The sequence below is a fragment of the Occallatibacter sp. genome (assembly GCF_035317045.1).
GTDB lineage: Bacteria > Acidobacteriota > Terriglobia > Terriglobales > Acidobacteriaceae > Telmatobacter.
Genome location: NZ_DATHHT010000018.1, coordinates 32404 through 55631, shown reverse-complemented (window position 1 = coordinate 55631; position 23228 = coordinate 32404). Strand labels below are relative to the sequence as shown.

At 57.9% G+C, this 23228-nt stretch carries 15 protein-coding genes, 1 tRNA gene and 1 riboswitch; of the genes, 10 read left to right on the top strand and 6 right to left on the bottom strand.

What is annotated here, in order from left to right; translation table 11 throughout:
• Window positions 1–205 precede the first annotated feature (205 nt).
• On the bottom strand, window positions 206–2719 hold the full coding sequence (locus VK574_RS07425) for a TonB-dependent receptor (RefSeq protein ID WP_472799197.1): 2514 nt from the start codon (window positions 2717–2719) through the stop codon (window positions 206–208).
• A gap of 30 nt (window positions 2720–2749) precedes the next feature.
• Window positions 2750–3004, bottom strand: a riboswitch (cobalamin riboswitch).
• A gap of 437 nt (window positions 3005–3441) precedes the next feature.
• Here VK574_RS07425 and VK574_RS07420 point away from each other — a divergent pair.
• Genes VK574_RS07420 through VK574_RS07410 form a run of 3 tightly spaced genes read left to right on the top strand, consistent with a single transcriptional unit; the run spans window position 3442 to window position 9299 of the window.
• Window positions 3442–4659: an efflux RND transporter periplasmic adaptor subunit gene (locus tag VK574_RS07420; protein WP_472799196.1), complete on the top strand. Its 1218-nt coding sequence runs from the start codon at window positions 3442–3444 to the stop codon at window positions 4657–4659.
• Between the two features lie 3 nt (window positions 4660–4662).
• Window positions 4663–7887 (top strand): efflux RND transporter permease subunit, encoded by a 3225-nt coding sequence (locus tag VK574_RS07415; RefSeq protein WP_472799195.1) that lies wholly within the window; start codon window positions 4663–4665, stop codon window positions 7885–7887.
• Window positions 7884–9299, top strand: a complete 1416-nt coding sequence (locus VK574_RS07410; RefSeq protein ID WP_472799194.1) for an efflux transporter outer membrane subunit — start codon at window positions 7884–7886, stop codon at window positions 9297–9299. The genes VK574_RS07415 and VK574_RS07410 overlap by 4 nt, the downstream gene beginning before the upstream one ends.
• Window positions 9300–9343: 44 nt before the next feature.
• Here VK574_RS07410 and VK574_RS07405 read toward each other — a convergent pair whose 3' ends face one another.
• Genes VK574_RS07405 through VK574_RS07395 form a run of 3 tightly spaced genes read right to left on the bottom strand, consistent with a single transcriptional unit; the run spans window position 9344 to window position 11655 of the window.
• Window positions 9344–10399, bottom strand: coding sequence for a hypothetical protein (locus VK574_RS07405; protein ID WP_472799193.1), 1056 nt, complete (start codon window positions 10397–10399; stop codon window positions 9344–9346).
• Window positions 10374–10844 (bottom strand): hypothetical protein, encoded by a 471-nt coding sequence (locus VK574_RS07400; RefSeq protein WP_472799192.1) that lies wholly within the window; start codon window positions 10842–10844, stop codon window positions 10374–10376. The genes VK574_RS07405 and VK574_RS07400 overlap by 26 nt, the downstream gene beginning before the upstream one ends.
• Window positions 10819–11655 (bottom strand): winged helix-turn-helix domain-containing protein, encoded by an 837-nt coding sequence (locus VK574_RS07395; RefSeq protein ID WP_472799191.1) that lies wholly within the window; start codon window positions 11653–11655, stop codon window positions 10819–10821. Before VK574_RS07395 ends, VK574_RS07400 begins: the two co-directional genes overlap by 26 nt.
• A 213-nt stretch (window positions 11656–11868) precedes the next feature.
• Here VK574_RS07395 and VK574_RS07390 point away from each other — a divergent pair, with 213 nt between their 5' ends.
• From VK574_RS07390 to VK574_RS07375, 4 genes are all read left to right on the top strand, one after another.
• Window positions 11869–12660 carry a hypothetical protein gene (locus VK574_RS07390; protein WP_472799190.1) on the top strand — a complete coding sequence of 264 codons (792 nt, stop codon included), beginning with the start codon at window positions 11869–11871 and terminating at the stop codon, window positions 12658–12660.
• 48 nt (window positions 12661–12708) lie between these two features.
• The gene (locus VK574_RS07385; RefSeq protein WP_472799189.1) at window positions 12709–13038 is read left to right on the top strand and encodes a hypothetical protein; all 330 of its coding nucleotides are present in this window, start codon (window positions 12709–12711) and stop codon (window positions 13036–13038) included.
• A 39-nt stretch (window positions 13039–13077) separates the two neighbouring features.
• A complete protein-coding gene (locus VK574_RS07380; protein WP_472799188.1) occupies window positions 13078–15090 on the top strand; it encodes a hypothetical protein in 2013 nt (670 codons plus the stop codon).
• Between the two features lie 95 nt (window positions 15091–15185).
• Window positions 15186–15566 (top strand): DUF3592 domain-containing protein, encoded by a 381-nt coding sequence (locus VK574_RS07375; RefSeq protein ID WP_472799187.1) that lies wholly within the window; start codon window positions 15186–15188, stop codon window positions 15564–15566.
• A gap of 16 nt (window positions 15567–15582) precedes the next feature.
• Here the strand turns inward: VK574_RS07375 and VK574_RS07370 are convergent.
• A tRNA-Arg gene (locus VK574_RS07370) sits at window positions 15583–15659 on the bottom strand.
• 120 nt (window positions 15660–15779) lie between these two features.
• Between VK574_RS07370 and mtgA the strand changes: the two genes are divergently transcribed.
• From mtgA to VK574_RS07355, 3 genes are all read left to right on the top strand, one after another.
• Complete coding sequence (gene mtgA / locus VK574_RS07365; RefSeq protein ID WP_472799186.1) at window positions 15780–16487, top strand: monofunctional biosynthetic peptidoglycan transglycosylase; 708 nt, start codon at window positions 15780–15782, stop codon at window positions 16485–16487.
• A 574-nt stretch (window positions 16488–17061) separates the two neighbouring features.
• Window positions 17062–18201 carry a tetratricopeptide repeat protein gene (locus tag VK574_RS07360; RefSeq protein WP_472799185.1) on the top strand — a complete coding sequence of 380 codons (1140 nt, stop codon included), beginning with the start codon at window positions 17062–17064 and terminating at the stop codon, window positions 18199–18201.
• Window positions 18185–19276 carry a multiheme c-type cytochrome gene (locus VK574_RS07355; protein ID WP_472799184.1) on the top strand — a complete coding sequence of 364 codons (1092 nt, stop codon included), beginning with the start codon at window positions 18185–18187 and terminating at the stop codon, window positions 19274–19276. The genes VK574_RS07360 and VK574_RS07355 overlap by 17 nt, the downstream gene beginning before the upstream one ends.
• Before the next feature lie 169 nt (window positions 19277–19445).
• On the opposite strand, the gene VK574_RS07350 is transcribed toward VK574_RS07355, so the two are convergent.
• Window positions 19446–22994 carry a carboxypeptidase-like regulatory domain-containing protein gene (locus tag VK574_RS07350; RefSeq protein ID WP_472799183.1) on the bottom strand — a complete coding sequence of 1183 codons (3549 nt, stop codon included), beginning with the start codon at window positions 22992–22994 and terminating at the stop codon, window positions 19446–19448.
• Window positions 22995–23228: the final 234 nt, after the last annotated feature.

Genomic DNA, 23228 nt, shown 5'->3' with positions numbered 1-23228 from the left:
ACTATGAGGGGAAAGATCAGATTAGGAATAGTTTGTGACAAGCGGGCGTGTTTTGAAAGAGAATTTCGGGTGACAACCGAGGATTCCGGACCCATTCTGTGGAAAAGCTGGGTCAATCAACTGCCAAATCGTAGGCCTGTGGAGGCCCTCTTCCCTGCCGCCGCAGCCCCACCTTGCTTCAGCGGCAGGGCTTTCCGCGTTCTTTCTACCGCCGGGCAGACGGAGTGACATTCGGCTTTTCTTTGCCCCACTGGAACTTCAACCCGACCCGAACGCTGGCCGGCAGGCTTACGTAGCCGATCGGCGCAATGTGCTGATTGTTGGTCAGGTTCTCTGCCAGCGCATAGAAGCCGACCCAATCCCGCAGCCGAATGCTGCCTCCAAAATCAAGCTTCGCGTAGCCATGGTCGAGGTTGCGATTAGGCAGCAGCAGGCTGTTGCCGCCGTTCATGTCAAGGCCGCCCAGAAAATCAGAATCGTCTGAACGGCTCGCGAATGCGGAGTTCAACAAGACGGTCAGCCAGCTATGCGAGTAGCTCGCCGTAAAGAACCCTGTGTGCGGAGGCCGCCGGAATGGCCGCGCGCCCTGCAATGGCGAATCCGAACCAACCGGAATGCCGTTAGCAGTCGGCACCGGTCCCAGCAGATTCACGTCGTCGTTTGTGTATGAATGCTGAATCACCGCGTCAAGGTATGTGTATCCGCCGCGGAGAAAGATGGACCGCCCTATCCCGCTCTCCACCGTCGTCTCGAGACCCATGGCACGAAACGCCTCTGAGTTCAACGTAAGCTCAAACGCTCCATCCGCCTGCAACTGCTGCTCCAGCAGGTTCTGTTGCGCTGGCGACAGGCTGGGCAGCAATGCGGGAATCAGGTCCAGCCCCACGTACTCGATCTGCTTGCCAAACTCGTTGTGAAAGAAGCTCGTCTTGAAGATCAGCCGCTCGCTGAAAAACGCCTGCTCCACTCCGCCTTCATAGGTCCGTGCGGTCGGCGCGCCGATCGGCGTAATGTGCAACTGCTGAATCGTCGATTGCCCGCCATTCTGCGCAAGAAAGCTGTAGAGCGAATAAAACTGGTCAGTCAGCGACGGTTCCCGCACGGCATCGCCGTAGTTGAACATCAGGCGCGTCCCGCTCAGCACGCCCTTCTTCGGCCTGAATGCATAAAACGAAACACCTGCCCGCGGCGTGGTCTGAACGCCGAACAGCGAATAGTGCTCCAAGTCTCCGCCCAGCGTGTAGAACAGTCGATTCTTGAAGTCGCCGTGCACTGCCGCACGATAGTCGTAGTTGCGACGCTCCACCGGCGGGTAGAACGCGCTTCCCGGCTCCGACCCGCGTTCGTCTTCATAACCGAATCCAATTTGCGCAGTCAGATGTGGAGTGACCGTGTAGTCTCCCTGATACACCAAAGCATCGCGGTTCGACACAAGCTGGAATCCCTGCGGATATGTTCCCGCGAAATCCATCAGCGCGCGCCCGGTCACCGCGTATCCATTAGCGCCGGTGATCGTCACCAGGTCGCCAAAGCTGTCGCCGAACGTATCGAAGACGCCAGCACCGGTCTGTTCCCACAGGTTGTACTGCTCGCGCTTGCGGGTTGCGCCGTAACGAGCCATGTTGTGGAAGTCTGCGGTGGTCTGGTTATCGATCGACCCGCTGATGTACAGATCCTGATCTTTCTCCGTGGCGTTGTCCGCCAAATGGTGAAATTCCCATGTGCCCGGAACGCCGGTTCCATCTACACCGTAGTGGAGCGTGCCGCGAAGCTGCGTTGAGCCCGTCGGTTGAAATCCCACATTCGCTGCCGCTGTGCCCAGGTGATATTCATCGTGCGGCAGGTCATTTGCCGTTTGCAGCCAGCTGTAGGCGCCCAGGTAATCGAGCTTGCCGTAGGTCCCCGCCGCTTCCAGTCGTTCCCGCGAGCTCTCAAAATTTCCCCAGTCCCCATGAAAGATGAGCGAAGGAAAACTTGTCGTCCCATGCGGAGTCGTCATGCTTACAACACCACTCTCCGCATCTGCTCCGTACAGGCTTGAATTCGGCCCACGATAGACCTCGCTCCGCTCCACGCCCGTTGTGGACAGCGGACCGAAATCAAATCGCCCACCGAGATCACCGGCATTCACGCCATCGATCAGCACAAGGTTGTCGTCCGAGTCTCCGCCGCGCACAAACAGCGAACTCTGCGCGCCGCGTTGTCCCGCCTGCGCTACAAACGTTCCCGGCATCAGCCTGAGCGCACTCACCAGGTCCTCGTTCAGCTCCAGTTCGTTCGGACCGATCACACTTGTTGCTGCGCCCGTCTGTGCCTGCGGCGTCGGAGTGCCCGTGGCCGTCACCACGATCGATTCGTGCACCCACTCCGGCTCAAGCACGAGATTGCGTTCGATACTGTCAAGCTGGCCGGCGTAGAAGCCTGGCGTTTCAAGCTGGCGAAATTTCGTGGCCGAAACCACCAGAAAGAACCGGCCGCGCAGACCGGTCATGATCTGAAAACTGCCATCAGCCCCTGAAACCGCGGACCCCACGACCTGTCCGTTTGCGAGGAGGTCGACCGTGGCCCCGGTCACCCTGGCGCCGGAAGCGTCGGAAACCACACCGCGGATCGACGCAGCATGTGCCGCAACTGCAAAACACGCAAAAAGAATCAGTGCCCCGACACGCAGGGCAAATTGGCGACCGGAAATCAAGCGCTGTAGCGTAAGAAATGACATGATGGCTCCTCCGTTCCCCTCGGAACGCAAGCGGGTTGAGCGCACAGGACCGGTCTCCTGACTCGCGCCACGCCGGGTTCCAACGACAAGTCTTCGCCGTTGGCCGGCCTCCAGCCACCTTCCCGGAGCTATGCTCCAGTGGTCTCATGAGAGCCTTCGCCCATCTGGGCGAAGAACTCTGGCTGGTCTCCTCGTTCGACGTCAGTCGAACCAGAGGCGCTCACAGTTGCGGGGCAGTGGCGGAGTCTCACCGCCTTCCCGAGCATCCTGACGATTGCGGTTGTTGACTGCACGGCCCCACGGTCAGAGCCGATGATGATGTCACGAACACAATTTCGATGACATCAACTTTTATAAATGGATCAGGGCACGAAGTCAAAACTGAAGCCTTGCAAAGAAGACCCTGCTATCGAACTGCGCGGCTATCGAATTCGAACCGTCAACGATCCCTGCAAGAAGACAAGGACGCTGTCGTGCATGGCTCGCATGCTTCGGTCGAATTGCGCTGATGCAGTACGCTGCTATCCCGGTGCAAATATATCTCGGAAATATCCGAGGCGATTACCCGCCAGCCAGGGACAAGCTATGCGAAGTTCCAATCCGCCCACCTTTGTGAATCCGCCGTCGCGATAGCTTCATCGAAGTTGAACACGCATACGTACTGGATGCGACGCGCACGACCCCATCAGAGAGCACATTTCAAACGTGAACGGAGTCTTGGCATGACCGTGTGGCAACGCCGCAGCATCGGCGCATTTTCGTTACCTACTGCAATCGCAATAAGTTTTCTGGGCATGCTCCCGATTGGCGCGAGTTTGCTTTCAGGTTGCGACAACGGTGCCAACGCCGCATCAACCGGTGCTCCGCAAGCCATGAAGGTTACGGTTGTGAAGGCGAAACAGACCGATGTGCCGGTAGCCGGCGAGTGGGTTGGCACTCTCGACGGTTACGTGAATGCCCAGATTCAGCCGCAGGCCAACGGCTACTTGATTCGCCAGGATTACCGCGAAGGCTCCCAGGTCCAGGAGGGCCAGGTGCTCTTCGAGATCGACCCACGCCCATTTCAAGCTGCACTCGAGCAGGCACAAGGGCAACTCGGACAGGCGCAGGCACAGTACGCTCTCGCCCAGATCAACGTGAAGCGCGACACCCCCCTGGCAGATGCTCGAGCAATTGCCCGGAGCCAGCTTGACAACGAGGTTCAGCAGCAGGCCCAGGCGCAGGCAGCCGTGAAAACGGCAGAAGCCGCGGTGGCAACCGCAAATCTCAATCTTGGATTCACGAAAGTGAGATCGCTGATTACCGGAGTAGCAGGCCAGGCGACAACCCAGGTCGGCAACCTCGTCAGCACCCAGTCGATTCTCACCTCGGTTTCACAACTTGATCCCATCAAGGTCTATTTCTCCATCAGCGACAGCGAATATCTTGCGTTGACGAAGCGTGCAGGCGTCAGAGGCAGCGACCTGCTTCACGGAGCGTCAAAGATCCCGCTCACTCTGACGCTCTCCAATGGCGATGTCTATCAGCAAAAGGGTCACGTTGTTTTTGTCGACCGGCAGCTGAATTCACAGACAGGGGCGATTCGCATTGCGGCTTCTTTTCCGAACCCCGGCAACATCCTCCGCCCAGGCCAGTTTGGCCGCGTAAGAGCCGAAACCGAAACGCTGCACGATGCGATCCTTATTCCGCAAATCGCAGTGACCGAATTTCAGGGTCAGGAACAGGTTTACACCGTGGCCGCGAACAACAAAGTTCACGTGAACAACGTAAAACTTGGTCCGCAATATGGCGACAACTGGGTGATTGAAGGCGGCCTCCCCGCTGGCTCCCTCGTCGTGGTTGACAATCTTCAGAAACTCCGCGAAGGCGCGCCGATCAATCCGCAGATTTCGCTGACGCAAGCCGGCGCATCAGCGCCGCCGCAACCGTCGGGCAGGTAACTCATGTCAAAATTCTTCATCCGTCGCCCGATCGTGGCGATTGTCATCGCGATCCTCACGGTCGTCATCGGCGTTGTTTCCATGCTCACGCTGCCGATCTCGCAGTATCCCAACATCGTTCCCCCAGAAATTCTGGTCACGGCTACCTACCCTGGCGCCGACGCCAAAACGGTCAGCCAGGCTGTGTCCACGCCCATTGAGCAGCAGATGAACGGCGTCGACAACATGATCTACATGAACTCCGTCAGTGCCAACAATGGCGTGGTTCAGTTGTTCGTGGACTTCGACGTCAAGACGGATCCAAATATCGACCAGGTGCTTGCGCAGCTCCGCGTCGACCAGGCGCAATCGCAACTTCCCGCGCAGGTGACGACCGCCGGCCTCACCGTGCAGAAGGCGCTCACTTCCCCGCTCATGCTGATCGCCGTCAGCTCTCCCGGCGGCAAGCTGAGCCAGGACTTTCTTACCAATTACGCCATCATCAACCTGCAGGATCAGATTGCGCGCGTGAAGGGCGTTTCCCGCGTGCAGGTCTTTGGTGGCCAATACGCGCTGCGCGTTTGGGTGCAGCCTGACAAACTCGCCAAGCTGGGCGTTACCGCAACCGATGTAATCTCCGCCATCCAAACCCAGAACAACGTCAATCCCGCCGGACAGATCGGCGGTGAGCCCATTCCGCAAGGACAGGAATTCACCTACACGGTTCGCACCCAGGGGCGCCTCGTCAAGCCCGAGGAGTTTGGGAACATCATCCTCCGCGCCAACCCAGATGGCTCCATCCTTCACCTGAAAGATGTAGCGCGAATCGAGTTGGGCGATCAGGCCTACGGAATCTCAGGCCGCTACAACCAGGCGCCCGCTGGCGTCATGGCCATCTATCAGTTGCCCGGCTCCAATGCAGTAGAGACCGCGGCTGCCGTAAACAAACGCATCAAGGAACTCTCCGCCACTTTTCCGCCGAGCATCACCTACAGCGTCCCGCTCGACACCACAAAGGCTGTCACGTCGGGCATTCGCGAAATTGTGTATACGCTGCTTGAAGCGCTCGGCCTCGTCGTGATCGTCGTCTTTGTCTTTCTCCAGGGATGGCGCGCCACTCTCATCCCACTACTCGCGGTTCCGGTCTCGCTTATCGGCACGTTTATTATCTTTCCGGCGCTCGGCTTTTCCATCAACACTCTTTCCCTCTTCGGTCTCGTGCTCGCCATTGGCCTTGTGGTTGACGACGCCATCATCGTGGTTGAGGCCGTTGAGCACCACATCGACGAAGGCATGGATCCAAAGGCCGCGACCGAGAAAGCGATGGAAGAGGTGGGCGGTCCCGTGGTCGCCATTGCCCTCATCCTCGCTGCTGTCTTCATTCCAACTGCCGCGATTCCTGGCATCACCGGCCGCATGTATCAGCAGTTCGCCGTAACCATCGCGATCTCCGTTCTGATCTCGGCCTTCAACGCGCTTACGCTGTCGCCAGCACTAGCTTCACTGCTTTTAAAGCCACGAGACGCGCAACGCAAGCCCGGCCTGCTCGGCAGAGGGTTCGAGCTCTTCAATCGATTCTTCCGCCGCAATACAGACGCCTTCGTCGGTACGTCCCGCGTCCTCATCCACAAATCTGCAATCGCCATGCTCGCCCTCGTGCTGGTTGGCATTGCGGCTGTCTATCTCGGCAGCAGCCTTCCCGGCGGGTTTATTCCAACTGAAGATCAGGGTTATATGTTTCTCGCGTTGCAACTCCCTGATGGAGCTTCGGCACAGCGCACCGATGCTGCACAACAAAAGATCACGGACGCATTGCTCAAGACACCCGGCATCGAGGGCGTTATCGCCGTCACCAACTTTTCGCTCCTCACGCAGGTCCAAAGCACTAACGCAGGATTCTTCTTCGTCAATCTCAAGCCCTGGGCTGTCCGCAAGAGCAAGCAGGAACAGCTCGAGTACATTCAGGCGAATTTGCAAAAGCAACTCGCTGGCAATCCCGATGGAATCGCATTCGCATTTCCGCCGCCATCCATTCCAGGCATCGGAACATCCGGTGGCGTCACCATGATCCTCGAAGATCGTTCCGGCTCCGACGATCCAACTACGCTCACCAAGAATGTCTTCGCATTCCTTGGCGCGATTTCAAAACGGCCTGAGATCGCCGCGGCCATCCCCTCTTATCAGCCCGCGGTGCCACAGCTCTTCGTGGATGTCGACAAGGAAAAGGCGCTGCAGCAGCAGGTCGATCTCTCCAACATCTACACCACGATGCAGACCTTCATGGGCGGGTACCTCGTCAACTACTTCAATCGTTTCGGCCGCCAGTGGCAGACATACGTCGAAGCTGAAGGTACTTCACGCACAAACATCGCAAACATCGATCAGTTCTATGTGCGAAGCGCCAACGGCAGCCAGGTCCCGCTCAGCTCGCTGGTGAATGTCAAGCAGATCACCGGCCCAGAATTCATCTACCGATTCAACGAGTTCAACGCGGCGCAGCTCAACATAACTGGCGCGCCTGGATACAGCTCAGGCCAGGTACGAAAGGCCCTGGAGGAAGTCTTCAAAGAGACCATGCCGCCCGGCGCGGGCTTCGACTATTCCGGCATGTCGTTCCAGGAGCAGCAAGCGGAACAGGGAGTGCCATCGTGGGCCGTGTTCGGTCTCTCGCTGATATTCGTGTTTCTCATTCTCGCCGCGCTGTATGAAAGCTGGACGTTACCCTTCAGCGTTCTACTCAGCACGCCTGTTGCAATCCTCGGTGCGTATCTGGCGTTGCACGCGCGGCACTTCGAGAACGACATCTTCGCGACCATCGGTCTTGTCATGCTCATCGGACTCTCCGCAAAGAACGCCATCCTCATCGTGGAGTTCGCGAAAATGAACTACGAGCGCGGCGAGAGTATTTGTGATGCAGCGCTCGATGCCGCCCGCCTCCGCTTCCGTCCCATCGTCATGACCGCCCTCGCCTTCATCGTCGGCTGTCTCCCCTTGTGGGTTGCAAGCGGATCAGGTGCTGCTTCCCGGCGGATCCTCGGTACCGTCGTCGTGGGAGGCATGACGCTGTCTACAATCCTCGGCCTGATCTTCATCCCCGTCACGTTCGCGGTCGTCGAGTTCCTTTCGCATCGCTTCGTCCGAGGTGGTCGGGGCACCACAATGGATTCGATGTGTGGCCCCGGCGTATCTTCGGGCCAAGCCGTTGCGCAGATCGGTACTGAGCCCGGCACGGAAGGAGGCCAGGCATGATTACATTCTCAAAGTTATCGAAGATTGGCTTGCTCGCCGCTGCAACCGTCTTTCTGGCCGCGTGCAACGTTGGACCTAAGTATGTGCGCCCCAGTGTCACAGCGCCACCGGCCTATCGCGGTGCGGATAATGCCGCGGTCGCGACCGACGCCAAGGAATCTTTTGGCGACGAACAATGGGCCGCTGTCTATCACGAGCCTGAGCTTCAGGAATTGATTCGCAAAGCGCTCGCCAACAACTACGACGTCCGTATCGCTGCCCGTCGAATCCTCGAACAGCAGGCCCAGGTCGGGATCACGCGTTCGCAGCAGTTTCCAACAGCTACCGTCGGAGGCACGGCCATTGGGGCAACGTTGCCGTCTTCCCTCGGTACGCAGATCCCAAGCCCTCTTGTGAACGGTTCGATCAATGTTTCAGCGGCGTGGACACCAGATTTCTGGGGTCTCTATCGCAGGCAGACCGAGGCAGCCCGTGCGCAGTTGCTGTCGCAGGTTTGGGCCCAGCGCGCAGTCCAGTTGACACTCGTACAGCAAGTGGCAACGGCATATTTGCAGATTCGCGCGCTCGACGCTCAACTCGAGATCACCCGCGAAACCATCAAGGTTCGACAGGACTCGGTTGCTCTCACCAAGACTCTCGAGAGTGGAGGTTCGGTCCCGCTCTCCGACGTACGCCAGGCCGAACAACTCCTCTACGCTGCGACATCCGAGGTGCCTCAACTCGAAGAGCAGATTCAGCAGCAGGAAAATGCGATCGCGTTTTTGCTGGGTGAAAACCCTGGCCCCATCGCCCACACCGATCCCACTGCGCTGGCGCCACCACCGCAGGATCTTCCTACCGGTCTGCCTTCGCGTCTGCTTGAGCGGCGCCCCGATATTCAACAGGCCGAAGCAACCCTCATCGCCGCCAACGCTCAAATCGGCGTTGCACGCGCTCAGTTTTTCCCCAACTTATCCATCAGCGGCTCCGGGGGCGTAGGGGGCGACAGTCTTTCCAGCATCTTTGACCCGGCCGGGAAAACCATCTACGGCATCGGCACCCTCACGCAACCGCTATTCGAGGGCGGAAAGCTGCGCGGCCAGCTACAACTTTCACAACAAACCAAGGAGGAGATGGTCCTCAGCTATCAAAAGGCGATTTCAGGCGCATTCCGCGATGTCTCCAATGCACTCATCGCTCTCAACAAGCAGCGCGATTATCGCGAGCAGCAGGAAAAGCTCGTTGAAGCCGCAAAAGACGCTACGCGCCTGGCTCGCATTCGGTACCAGGGCGGATCAACCGGCTACCTTGAAGTTCTGACCACCGATTCAAATCTCTATGCTGCCCAACTGACTCTGGTGAGTGCTCAGCAAGGTGAGGCCCTCGCCCTCGTCCAGCTTTACAGCGCGCTTGGCGGCGGCTGGCAATCCTGATGCAGTGATGGGGTGACTCTGTCTGTTTTCCTTCAGATCGATCGTTACTTCGGAGCGCGGTCAAGCTGAGATACCAATGACTCGAGCGATTGTCGCTGGTATTGCTCCGCATTCGGTCGCGTAAAGACGGGAGTCACATCGTGCACGTACGACTCTGCACCCTTGTAGTCACCGTGACGATACGCGATCTGGGCCTGCAGCAGCTTTACGCCCGCCCCCCAGTCCGGGTCGCCCGCCAACTGAGCGACGACCGGAATATCAATCTGGCTGAGCAGCTTGCTCGCCTCGTCCAACTGATCTATTCCGATGAGGCATGCGGCGAGCGTGGATGCCACTCCTCCGGTCAGTCCCGCGCGAGGCCCAAACGCCTTGTTTGAAGCCTCGAACGCTTTACGAGCGTCGGCAACTCCCTCGGGAAATCTGCCAGACCGGCACATGGCGAGCGATGCATCCGACAGGGTGGCCACCGCGAAGAATGAAAGCGGGCCTTGCTTCTTGACTGCCAGATCGTAGATCGACATGTCGTCTCGAATTGCATCATTCCACATTCCCAGGCTTCCCTCCGATTGAGCCCGGGTGGTGAGCAACTGCATCGTGAGTTCGTGGTCGGGACCGAGTGCGGCCACAAAGGCCGGGTAGATCGCGTTCGCCTCTTTCACCGCTTCCGCATTTTTGTTCTGGATCATGTAGGCCTGCGCGAGATTCAAACGCACACGCAGCACACTGGGACTCTCCGGTCCGGTGACGCGCGCAAACTCGAGAATCAGTTCGCGGAACGTCTGCTCCGCCTTCGCCCCATCGCCCAAACGAATGTAGGCGAATCCAAGACGCTGCTTGAATGTCAGGCGGGCCGCCTCATCAAACACGGGCAGCGCGTCAGCCTCCTTCACCGCAAGTTGAAAATCTTCCGCGGCCGCTTTGGCATTGTTGTCGATCAGTGCAACCATCCCCTGCGCCGAAGTGAGCCAGACAGTCGCCTCCGGACGGGGACGCGGAATTTTCGCGAGCAATGCTTGTTGATCGGCAAGTATCGACTTTGCGAGTGGAAGCGAACCCTTTTCATAGCTGCGCGCTTCAAGCGTGACGCGCTGAAGTTCCACAATGATCGCATCCTGCGATAACTCTCCATCGCCTCTGCCGAAAAAGGGTTGCCGCGTGTTCGTATTCCTGGCGAGCGTCAGCATACGCGGTGCGATTATCCAGTGCGCGCGCAATCGTCTGATGCAGGCGCGCCGCTACCATCGGCTCGTCCTTGAACTGGCGGTCGATTCCAGGCGATGCCTGCTTGATCGCATCGGTCAGCGATTCCGTTGCTTTTCCGCTCAGGAATGGATTGCTCCGTCCCAGCAAATCATCCGACAGAAACTGGTTGATCGACGTCGCAATTGCAGTCTGCCGGTTGGCGTGATCGCGTTCGCGCGCTGCGCCCCGGTAGAGAATCAGGCTCACTGCCAACCCCGCAATCAGCGCCACACCCGCGAGCACAACCCATGGTGTGCGCGCACGTGCTTCCGCCAGCTTACGATCCCGAAATCGACGGCACAATCAGGATGTTGGCCGGTTTCAGGTCCTTGTGCAGGATCCCGATTCCATGCGCATCCGCAACCGCCCTGGCGATGTCGATGAGGATCTGCAAACGCATAGCGAGCGGCACCGCCCTCAAACCACCTTGCCCCTCGGCCCATTCAGCGAGATTGGGCCCGGCATACTCGCTCTCGATGAAGTAGGGGGAAGCCTCGAAATTCCATTCAAGAATGCGAATGAACTCCGGCCGTTCCCCCAGGGACTCATGCAGAAACCGCGAGATCGTGATCTCTCGCTTCAGTCCTCTCAGACGAATCCCGTCCGAGGCGAATTTAAAGACGCGCTGCACCCGCGTCTTGGGGTTCTCGCCGATCCAGACTTCGCTCGATCCAGAGCGCTCCAAGGCGCGTGCGAGCCGCCACTGTTCCCTCCGCGGTACAAGATCTCCCGCCCGGAAACCCAATTCCGGTCCAGACATCGCCGCAACCGTCTTGCAGTACACCGGCACGGCCAGGCGGTAGCCAACCCGCGGCACCGTCAGGATGACCTGCTCGTCCCCCATGACTTTGCGCAACTTCGAAACCGCAGTCGCGAGCGATCCGTCCACAACCATCACCGATGGCCAGACTGAATCCAGTAACTCCTCCTTCGTTACCACCTCTCCCGAATGGAGAAGCAACTGAAGAAGCAAATCGAGCGGCTTCGATTCGAGTTCGACCGGCTTGCTTTTCACGCGCAATTCCCGGCGCAGCTCGTCGAATTCGCAGTCGGCAAATCGCCAAAGGCGCGCTGTACTCTCCTCCAGTCCAACCGCAGGGCCCTTGAGATTCACGGGGTTAACTCCTCTTTAGAGTTCTTGAGAATTCCGTCAGGACACGAGAGGGGAGACCAGTGCAGGCTTGCGTTCCATCAGGGCTGCTCTGGATTGAGACATTCTGCCACATCCAGAAGGCCGGCGACACAAATATCGGAATTGAATCGGCTTCCGGGCATGCAAGGCAATTCCTTGCCCCGCTGCCTGACGACACTTCTCCAGGAGGGAATCGTGACGAAACGTGGAAAGATCCTGCGTGATACAAGTACCGGACCAGGATTGGTCTGGGTCGAACAGCAACAATACCCGTTTTCATTGGGTGCGCAATGGCGATCGGCAACGCCTCCTGCCGCCGGCATGACCGTGGATGTAGAGTTCGCCACAGAGGGCGGCGTGGCTGCCGTTACACCGGTCAGTGAATCGCAGATAGCCAAAGAGCAGGCTGAGGCCATGATGAACACCGCCCGCGAAAAAGGCGGAGCTGTAGTGTCCTCGGCAATCGCCCGATTCGGACTCCCGCTCCTTATCGCAACCGCTCTATTAGTTGTGGGCTGGTTCTTCCTCAGCGCGGTATCGGTTGAGGCAATGTTTGGAAAGATCAGCTTTACGTTCTGGCAGATGCTTGGGTTCCTGAACAGCAATAATGCCCTGGAGGCGGTGTTGCAGGGCCAAGGCGGACCAAGCGCCGGACTCTACGGATTCCTCGCCATCATCGCCCTGCTCGGTCCGTTTGTTCGCTTCTTCTGGAAGGACGCGCGCGCTCACCTCGCAGGCCTCCTGCCTCTCCTCTTCATGATGTTCGTTGGAATCATGGTGCGAAGCAGCCTTCACAGCATGACCGGCGGCTCTGTCGACGGCCCGTTGGCCGAGATGCAGCGCCAGGCACAGGATGAAATGATGAGCGCCATCAAGATTGGCTTCGGGGCGTATCTCTCGCTCCTGGTCAGCCTCTATCTGGCAGCCATTGCAGCAAAACAATTTCTTGCTGCCAGGGCTGCGAACACACTGCAGCCTCCCCAATAGGCGCCGTCGCCACCGTCGATTTCAAAAACCGAAAGAGGAGGTTGCACCATGAAGTTCAGATCGTCCATCTCGTTCCTGGCCGTCGCCGCAGTGAGCACCGTATTCGCTGCATCAGGCTGTTCTTCAGGTTGTTCTTCGGGTGTCAGGGGCACGTACTCTGACACCATGGGCGCAGTCATTCTCGAGTTGAAGGCGGGAGGCAGCGCCAACCTCACCTTCGGCGGGCAGGTGGCCGACTGCACCTATAGTTCGAGTGGCAAGACGATCAACTTGAATTGCAAGGGAGACGCGGACCCGACGGTCTTCACCATTCACGACGACGGTTCGTTGACAGGGCCACCGGGAAGCTTTATGCCTATGCTGCGCAAGCAAAAGTAATTGGGACACGACTTCAACTGGCTTCGGAGACTTCTCAAAATGAGGCGACTTCTTTCGTTTCTCGGCGGCAGGATGTTTTTGCTGATGATCCTCGGCTTTCCCCAGCTCATGTTGTCGCAACAAAGCGTGCTGCAGTTCAATGTCCCCTATCAATGCCCGGACGGAGCAACCTACGTCATTCACAAGTGCGAAAAAGGGCCGAAGTTCGAAGCCTGCTTTTACCAGCGGAACCAGGATTCCGAGCGCTACAACACTCGCTCGCAGGTCGAAAATCAATTTCGCACTTGCACGGTCATCGGAAAACCGTCCCCCGCTTCCCCGGCGGGCGCGCAGCAATCCTCCGGGTTGCAGATCAACACGCCCTACCAGTGCGCCGGCGGACTCGTGCTCACGCTCTTCCAGTGTCAGAAGGAGAATGGCCAGGACTACTGTTTCGTCAAGGTCGAGCAGAACGGAAAATTCCTCATGCAGGTTCCCAAGCTGCGCAGCGAGGCCGAGCAGCAGCTCAAATCCTGCCAGGCAGGCGCCACACTCAATCCTCCGTATCTCAGCGAATTTCCCAATGTCAACCGTGTCATCCAGGGCATGATGGCCGGCTCCCCCAGTGAAACCGTCCCGCGCTCAATCGGCGCGCTCTATCAACTCAGCGAGGTCATTCAAACCCTCGCGCAACAGCGCGGCGGAGGCCTTCTGCCCGACGAAAAGAAACTGCTCGATACCTACAGCAAGGCCACCTCAAATCTCATTACCGCAGGCGCGAAAGAACTGCCCGGACAGAAACTCGACCTCGCTTCGAATCCATATCACTTTAATCGCACCGATCCGCGATTCGGATTCGAAGGCATCTCAGTGTGGGTGACATTTCTGTCTCCAACTTTGCAATCGCAATTCGCTCAAATCGTCGGCGGCAACAATCCAACTTACAACGCGAAAATTGCCGTCGAGCGGCAAAATGCAATGAAGGGATTGAAGTCTGACATGGAAGCCGCTGAAGCCGCTGCGAAGCCGATGCCCAAGGACGCCGGCTCCGTGGCGATGCGCAAATGCATGGAGTCCGGCCGAAGCGATATGGAGTGTCTCGGTGAAGGAATGAAAGTCGGGCTCGTGGATCTCGACGGCGGAAATCCCCTGGCCGGAATTCTGCCCGAAGTGAAACCTGGCCTCCGCTTGAGCGGCGTATATGCAGCCGGTACTTTCAATGTGCAATTCGACCAGTCATCCGTCAGCGTGGGTTGCGGGACCCTGATCGAGCAACCTTACCTGTACTCAATTGAGCGCAACGGAACCCAGCTCGCAATCTCTATTCCCATTTCGCCACGGCCCCTCGTTCTTTCCTTCAAGCCGGACGGACGACTGGCCGGCCCCGGCACAATCGATGTCGCGGGCCGCGTTGTCGCCGGCGGCGCCGTTGCCACCACGAACACAAGTTACGAAGCCCAGACGCAAACCACCACGCAGCAGCGACAAATCGACGCCAATGACGTGGCGAACTACTCCGCCGACTCGGTTCACCAGAATGGGATGGAATACTCCGTCGATACGCCTGTCACTTCGACATCCTATAACGCGGTTCCCGTTCATCATTACAGCGTGCCCACTGCTCCCAAAACCGAACGCTGTAACGTGACGACCTTGCCGCCGACCGGCTCCACCGTAAAAATCTCCAGCGCGCTCACGCAGCTTTTCGGCACCCAGGCCAGCAAGTCTGCAAACACCGCGCCCGGACTCCGACTCACCGGCACCTACGCTCAGCCGGGCGGCCTGACCATCGAATTTCGCGATGATTCCGCGACCGTGGAATGCGGAGAGGCTCACACCGCGGAGGCCTATTGGGTGGCTCCCGCCGGAAACGACTTCGCCGTCAAACTACAGAACGGCGCGACTCCCCTAGTTCTGACTCTTCAGCCCAACGGAACGCTCGCCGGATCGGGCTCAGTCGAAATTGCGGGCCGCCGTATCGTTCGATCCGACAACAACGACGGCGTTCACAACTTCGTGCCCGTCAATGCCCACTGCACCGTTGGAACGCTCACACCGCATAGCGGGAGCTAGGCCAACCCGACGGCTGAAACAGTCAGTAGATCCATCTTTCACACAGAGAATGTCAGGCGACTGCGACCGAGGGGGGTGAATTGGAAGCGCAAAACATGTTCTGGTTCACGATTTCCATCCTCTTTTTGACTGGTGTAGCTGCACTGTGGCTCCGAAAGCGGTTGCGCATGAAGCAGGCCCGCTCCTGGCCGACAGCAACTGGAGCCGTCGCTGCAACCTCGGTAACCTTGAGATCCGGCGGAGCACAACCGGGATCAGCCGCCTACTATGCCGAGATCCGATACTCCTATGTCGTCGCCGGCCAGAACTATCCCGGCACTCTTCGCCAAAGGTTCATCTTGAAAGGTCGTGCGGATAAATGGATTGAAAACTATGCAAACTGCAAACAGCTGACCGTCAGATACAACCCTCGCAAAACCAAAGATTCCCTCCTGCTCGCCGATGACCTTGACGCGCCCATCTCATCATCAAATTAAGGGGAATCGCAGAGAATGGTGACCCCGGGCCGATTCGAACGGCCGACCTGCGGTTTAGGAAACCGATGCTCTATCCATCTGAGCTACGGGGCCACTGCGCACAAACAAACTATCAACAGGTTAGCATCTCAAACGTTTCGAGCCGCAGCCGAAGCGGCCGCTTCCAGCATCGCCGCACGAGCGCCAACACGGCCTCGGCTATTATCCTGATTCGTGCCCGCACAACCAGCCCTGCGAAACAAAACCCCGACACGGAGCGGCCTTCTCAGGTCCCTTGTTCTCGTGCTTGGCCTCGGTTTCGCTCTAGTTTGGTCGTTTGCCGTGCTCATGCTTCTCGTGGTCCGGTGGATCGACCCACCCACAACGGCCGTCCACATCGAGCGTCGCCTGCAGGCCTGGATTCACCATACGCCCTATCACGAACGCTACAGGTTTGTTCCCCTCAATCAGATCTCGCCCAATCTCCAACACGCTGTCGTCGCTGCAGAGGACGCGCGCTTCTACCAGCACCATGGGTTCGATTGGCACCAGATCCAGATCGACGCCGAAGACGATATGGAGGGCGGCCGTATGCGCGGCGCGTCTACGATCACGCAGCAACTCGTGAAGAACCTGCTTCTCGGCACGAGCCGCTCCATCTTCCGCAAGGGCGCGGAATTCACACTCGTGCCAGTTGCCGAACTCATTCTGGGCAAGCAACGCATTCTCGAACTCTATCTCAACGTCATTGAATGGGGTCCTGGGATATATGGTGCGGATGCGGCGTGCCGAACTTACGACCGAACCGCGCCCCGCAATGTTGGCCGCGAACAGGCCGCGCGCCTCGCTGCCATCCTGCCGGCCCCCCTGAAGCGACGGCCCGATCGCATGAATCGATATAGTGCGGTTATTCTTGAACGGATGCGCGAAATGGGCTGGTAATGCTTCGCGAGTTCCTCGTACGCCGCTGAAAGCAAATAATTTGCGGCAATCATCTCGGACAGTGATCCGCGTCCTGCGGTCTCCGTCCGAACTCCCCAACCTCTACGCGCCCCCCTAAAAAAAGGAAAGCCCGCCGATTAGCGGGCTTACAAACAGCAACACGTGCTTCAAACAATGCAGGTGACGCCGCAAAGCGCCACTCAAAGCCGAAAGGCAAACACTTGCTCTATCAATAGCCTAGGTCCGATCCCAGGAAAGCCAATACACCCTTCGACCTATGCCGATAGCACTCTTTGGGCCACCTATGATCCTAAATGGTGCTCCATCTTTGCACATCCCCAAGATGAAAGCGCCAAGCTTTAGGCTTATTAGTCAAGCATTTGCACGCATTTCCGCATGCATAGTCTCATATTCCCAACCCATCCTCATCCACTTTAGTGATCCCCCTCGGCAAACCTGTCGGCGTTATCACCTGCTACCATGTCCCTCGTGGTGCGAAATTCCTCGCGGCTGGCGATGGTTTTGCTCCCCATTCGTCCTACATCACAGACTTTGCAGGGCATCCCAGGAGAACGTGGCAATCTCCGTCTTCCCCAGCGCGGCCGCCCGCGGCCTCTTGTTCCTCTTCCTGATTCCCACGCTTCCCTTCACGCGTGCGATTGCCGTCGCGCAGGACACATCTGCCCTGCAGTCGCCCGCGCAATTCGACGACATTGCCGCCCGCGCCGCCGCTGCCCGCGACCAACAGAACCTGCCCCTCGCCATTCAGCTCTACTCTCAGGCCGAGCAGATCAAGCCCGACTGGCAGGAGGGCTGGTGGTACCTCGGCATCCTGCAGTACAGCTCCAATCAGTACCCTGGCGCAATCGATGCCTTCACCCATCTCCTCCAGCTCGTGCCTACGGCCGTCCCTGCTATGGCGCTGCGCGGTCTTTGCGAATTTGAAACCGCCGCCTACGATGACTCGCTCCGCGACCTCGAGCAGGCTGTCGCTCACGGAGCCCTGAATCAGCCGCGCAACGAACAGATCATTCGCTACCACCTGGCACTCCTGCTTGCCCACGCCGGCCGCTTCCAGGAAGCGCTCGACCAATACCACTTCTTCGCCGAACACCAGGTGGCCGACGTTCCGGATCTGAAAATCGGAATTGCCCTTGCCGGAATGCGCGTCGCCTCATTTCCAAGCGACATCGCCGCGCAAGGCAGGGAAATGTATCAAGCCGCGGGCAACGCTGGATACGTCTTCCTTTCTGGCGACAATGAACAGGCCGACGATCTCTTCACAAAGCTCTTCGCTCAATTCCCTTCTACGCGAAATCTTCACTACTTCTACGGATTCCTCCTCTTTCCGCACGATCCCTCGCTCGCCATCGATCAGTTCCACACCGAGTTAGCCGTCAATCCCACGAACGAAACTGCCAATGCGCTGCTCGCTCTGACGCTCGTCATCGCGGGCCGCTTCTCTGACGCTCTCGCCCCGGCGCAGCGCGCTTATGCCAATGCCCCCGACATGGAAATGGCCCAGCTCGCCCTTGGCCGGTCGCTCGCAGAGACCGGCGATATCAAACGTGGCGGAGACTTGCTGAATCAAGTCATCCAACGCGATCCCAATAACCTCGAAGCCCACCTCGGGCTCGTCTCCATTTACTCCCAGAGCGGAAACCGCGAAGAAGCCGCGCACGAGCGAAAGGTCTGCCGTGATCTGGCAAAATAGCGCACGACCGGAGACGGTGTTCGCCTGTTCTACAGCTGCAATGGCGTTGCTGTGTACATTGGCTGCGCCGCATGTTGTCATCGCTCAGCGCGCCAAGCAATCGAGTGCTCCCGTCACTTGCGCGACCTGTCACAACGGCGTTGCAACCGATTTCGCAACTGCGCCCATGCGGCATGCCATGGAGCCTCAAGGCGTGAACCCGGCTTTGAACGCACACCCAGATTTAGCCACCAAGATCGGTGGCTATACGTACGCGGTTCAGACCAGGAACGGCCAAAGCACCTACACCGTCTCCGATGGAAACGGCACGCTCACCGTCCCGATCAAATGGATCTTCGGGCAGCACTCGCAAACCTGGGTGCTCGAAAAAAACGGCCACTTCTATGAGAGTCTCGTCAGCTACTTTCCGCGTGCCAACGGCCTCGCGATTACGCCCGGAGACCAGATCATCACTCCCCACAATCTGACCGAAGCAATGGGCCGTCAACTTCCCCTCTGGGAAACACGCACTTGCTTCAACTGTCACGGCAGTGGAATCACTCCCGGCGAAAAGCTCGTCCCCGCGAAAGTCATACCTGGACTGGATTGCGAGCGGTGCCATGCCGGTTCCCAGCAGCACATGGCCGACGCGGCGCAGGAGAACTTTAAGACGGTCCCTCCATCTCTCAAACACCTCGATGCCGAACAGATCTCCGACTTCTGCGGACAGTGTCATCGCACCTGGGACACCGTGATGCGCAACAAATGGCACGGTCCCGCCTTCGTGCGATTTCAACCCTATCGTCTCGAAAACAGCAAATGCTTCATCGGCAATGACCCGCGCATCAGCTGTGTGGCCTGCCATAATCCGCATCAGCCGGTAAACCACGACGCTGTTTCCTACGACGCGAAATGTCTCGCCTGCCACGCTGGGGCCAAAGTTGCATCGATGCCTCCCAATGCAAAGTCCTGCCCCGTAGCCAAAGACAAATGCACAAGCTGCCATATGCCCAAGGTGGATTTACCCGGTGGCCATGCGCAGTTCACCGATCACTACATTCGCGTGGTACACGCCGGCGAACCGTATCCTGAATAGTCGCTGTCCACGAATTGCCTGGGAATGTGCTTCCATCATTCGTTCGGAATTTTGAAGCCTCACTCTGATTTACACATGCGTCGGCGTCGTCAGATTGTCCGCAATCTTCATGTCAAAAGAAAAAAAGGCGCGGCAGCCGAAGCCACCGCGCCCTATGTTCAAGTTCGAACTAGAAGATTAACTTGCCTGCGAGTTCGAAGGTTCTCGGATCCTGCACACCGCTCACTTCGCCAAAGTCGCTTCCCGTGATGTTGTTGTGGAAGCCATTGAACTGGGTGTGGTTGAAGGTGTTGAAAGTCTCAGCGCGGAACTCGAAGCGTGTGCGTTCAGTAAACGCAAACGACTTGTAGAGGTTGGTGCTGAAGTTGGTGCGGCCGGGGCCTACGACGACGTCCCTGCCTGCGTTGCCGAAGCCCAGGTTCGGGCCGCCGTTCCACGCTGCCGCCGGCTGCGAGAATCCGGCCGGAGAGACCCACTGATAAACGCTCTTTGAATCTCTCGTCTTCGGATAGCTCACCTTGCCGCTGAAGTTGGGACGGATGGTGTAGTTGCCGCCCAAACCGACGGTGTCAGATCCACCATCGCTCGGGGCGTTGTTACCGGCCCAAGGCAGACCAGACTGCGAGATAACCGTACCCGAGATCTCCCATCCGCCAAGGATGCTATGTGCCAAACCGGTGGAATGAGCGAAGATCGGGAGCTGGTACACGTAGTTCATGTTGAGGATATGACGGCGGTCCAGCGATCCGGAACCCTTGTCATACTCGAGGTTGAAGGGGTTGGTTGACGTGTTCAAGTCAGAGCTACCCACTTCATCATCAATCTGGTGCGAATAGGTGTAGTCGACTTCAAAGCTCAGGCCATGACGACTCTGTTGACGCAGTCCAACCTGCAGACTGTTGTAGGAAGTCGTCGCAATGTTCGACTCTTCATTGATGCCGTTGAAGCCCTGATAGGTTCTCAGCATCGTGGTTTGCGCTCCAGTAAGGCTACCCGCGCCAGCCGCTTTCCTGGTGGCCATCGGGGTGCTCAACGGGAACGCGTTAATCGGGAAAATCACGTTCTGATGCCATCCCACGTTGCCAACATATTGGCTGGCGAGGATGAGTGACGGAACGATTTCACGCTGCACGCCCAAGCTGAACTGCGCAACACCTGGTGCGGGATAACGAGGATCGATCGTTGTCATGCCTTGCGGCACTACCGGCAACTGAGACGCAGATAATGATGCGCCGGTCTGCCAGCTCTGGAACGGATTCGCGAAGTTTACATTGCTCAGGCTAGGCGTATTCGAGAACGGTGCCGCCGTCGCGATGTTGTATACATCGTTGCCCTGCATGCGCTCAAAGAACGTGCCAAAACCGCCGCGGAGGATGGTTTTGCCGGTTCCCGTCAGGTCATAGGAGAACCCAACGCGCGGCATGTAGGTCTTGTAGAAGTTCTTGGTCATGCCGCTCGGTGTTCCGCCCTGGCCGGCAATCGTTACACCGTTCAGGTAGAACTGCGCGCCATCGAAGGTCTGCAGTCCTGCGCTAACACTCCCGCACCCTCCCGTAACCGCCGTGCAGAACGCACCGGTTGAAGGGTCGATTGTCGGTGCCAGCCCTGCCTGGTACTGCTTCGGATCGAAGCTTGCCAGGCGATTGTTCCGTTCCCACGCATGCGGCAAAGCATCATAACGAATGCCGTACTGCACACTCAGGCGGCTTGAGAGATGCCAGTTGTCCTCTGCATACCCAGATACCGTCTGGTTTACATAGTGGCGGATGTCCTGGTTCTGCAACTGCGAATAGCCGGTGCTCAACCCCAACAGGAAGTCGATGTATGAGTCGCCAGTGAGGTTCGCCGTGGTCGGGGCGTTCTTGGTGGTATCCCAGTTATCGCTGAAGTTGAAGTAGCCGTTGGTATTGCCGAATAGCTGCTGGTTCTTGATATAGCGGTTGTACCCGCCGCCGAACTTCATGCTGTGCTTACCGTGCGTGACCGAGAGACCGAACACCTCTGCATAATCAAACGCGGCGTTCTTCCAGGGCTGAGACCACGGATCGAATTGTGTACCATACGAACCAAGGTTCACGCTGGGCAGACGATTCAGTGCATCAGCCGACTGACCAAAGAACGATTGCCCAGTCCAGCCGGATGGCTTCACGTATGCATTACCCGAAGGAAGAATGCTGATCTTGTTGCCGTCAAAGTTGAAGGCGGCCTCAAGCAGAACGTTGGGCGTCAGAGAACCGGTCAGCTTGATGACCGAGCTCCACGAGGGGTTGCTGAAGTTTGAGCCAACCGTCGGATAGTTGTCGCCGCTCCAGATAGAAGTGGCATACGTCTGTCCCACCGAGTCACCAATGTAGTGGCCGAACAACTGCCACTTGTCGTTGATGTTGTGGTCGATGCGGAACAGATCTTCGCGAACGTTGGTCGGCTGTTTCGCGGAGTGTGAAGTGAGGTCGCCCGCACTGTTCGCCTTCGGAATCGCGCCGACTGCCATGAACTGCAGCGCGGCATTGTCAACAAACAGGGCTGCCGGGATTACGTTTCCAGGAAACGCCTGTCCGGGAACCAGCTTCGTCGACGCACCCGCGTTATAAGAGGCGATCGCGGCCGCAAGAGCTGTGCCCTCAGCTGGATTCGGAACCACGATCTGATGACCAGCATTGAATGCCGGAGCCACGTAGGTCAGGTTCTGCGGAGAGGTGATGAAGTTCGCAGCAGGAATGGTGTGAATACCAGCAGGAGCACTACCCTGGATGATCTTGCGCCATTCTTCGTTGTAGAAGAAAAATGTCCGCTGCTTGTTGTTGTTGTAAACGTGCGGAATGTAGACCGGTCCGCCAATGTTGCCGCCAAAGATGTTCAAACGCAGCTCAGGCTTTGTAGCTCCCGGCGCGTCGAAGTAGTTGTGCGCCTGAATAGCATCGTTGCGGTCGAATTCAAACAATTCGCCGTGAAACGCTTGCGTGCCTCTCTTGATCGACATCGAAACCGTGCCGCCCGAAGAGATGCCGTAGTCCGGAGGATAGTTGCTGGCCATTACCTGGAACTCGCCCAATGCATCCTGAGATGGCATCATGGACGACTTGCCGCCCGATCCGCGGTCATACGCTTCGCCGCCGTCTACCAACCAGATGTTGTGAGCCTGGTTGAGGCCGTTGAAGCTGATGGCGAAGCTCGAGCCCACCGACGTCGGCATATTCATGTCGGGAAGGTTGCCGCTCACGCCGAGGCCTAGCGTAGCAAGTGCAACTACGTTGCGGCCGTTTGTTGCTAGTTCGGTGATCTGCTGCTCATTGATCAGCGTACTCACCACGTTTGAATCGCTCTGGACGGTCAGCGCATCTGCGCTCACAGTCACCGTCGTCGACTCCGAACCAACCGTCAGCCTGGGATCGACACGGAATGTGGCGGATACATTGACGACGATTCCACTCTGCACAAATGTCTGGAACCCTTTCGCCGTAACCGTCATGTTGTAGTTGGCTGCATTCAGGCCGGCAATCTCGTACAGACCCGTTTCGCCGGTAATCGCAGTTTTTGATGCGCCAGTGGCTGGATCGCTAAGAACAACCCTCGCTCCCGCGATGACAGCCCCAGATTGATCCGAAACGATGCCGGTGATGTTTGAATTGGCCTGCGCAAAAACTCCCGCGCATGCCAATGCAAAAAACAGCGGCAACAGAATGAACCTGTAGCTCGTGCGTTTTGCTTTCACGTCCATATGACTCTCCTATTTCCAGTGGTAATGCTTGTTAATTTCAGCCCGTGAGAGGGTCTTCTGATTTTGCTCATTCCGAAGGCTCGGCTTTTCACCGATCTTGAAAGTTCCTTCGTTTGAGCCGCACTCTCCTCGGTGGCGCTAGGCCCTTACTGGCGATTGGCTTTTTAAGCTCATCTCCTGAGCTCATGCCATTGATCGGCTGCCCGCATACAAAGCGACGCAATCTCACACATC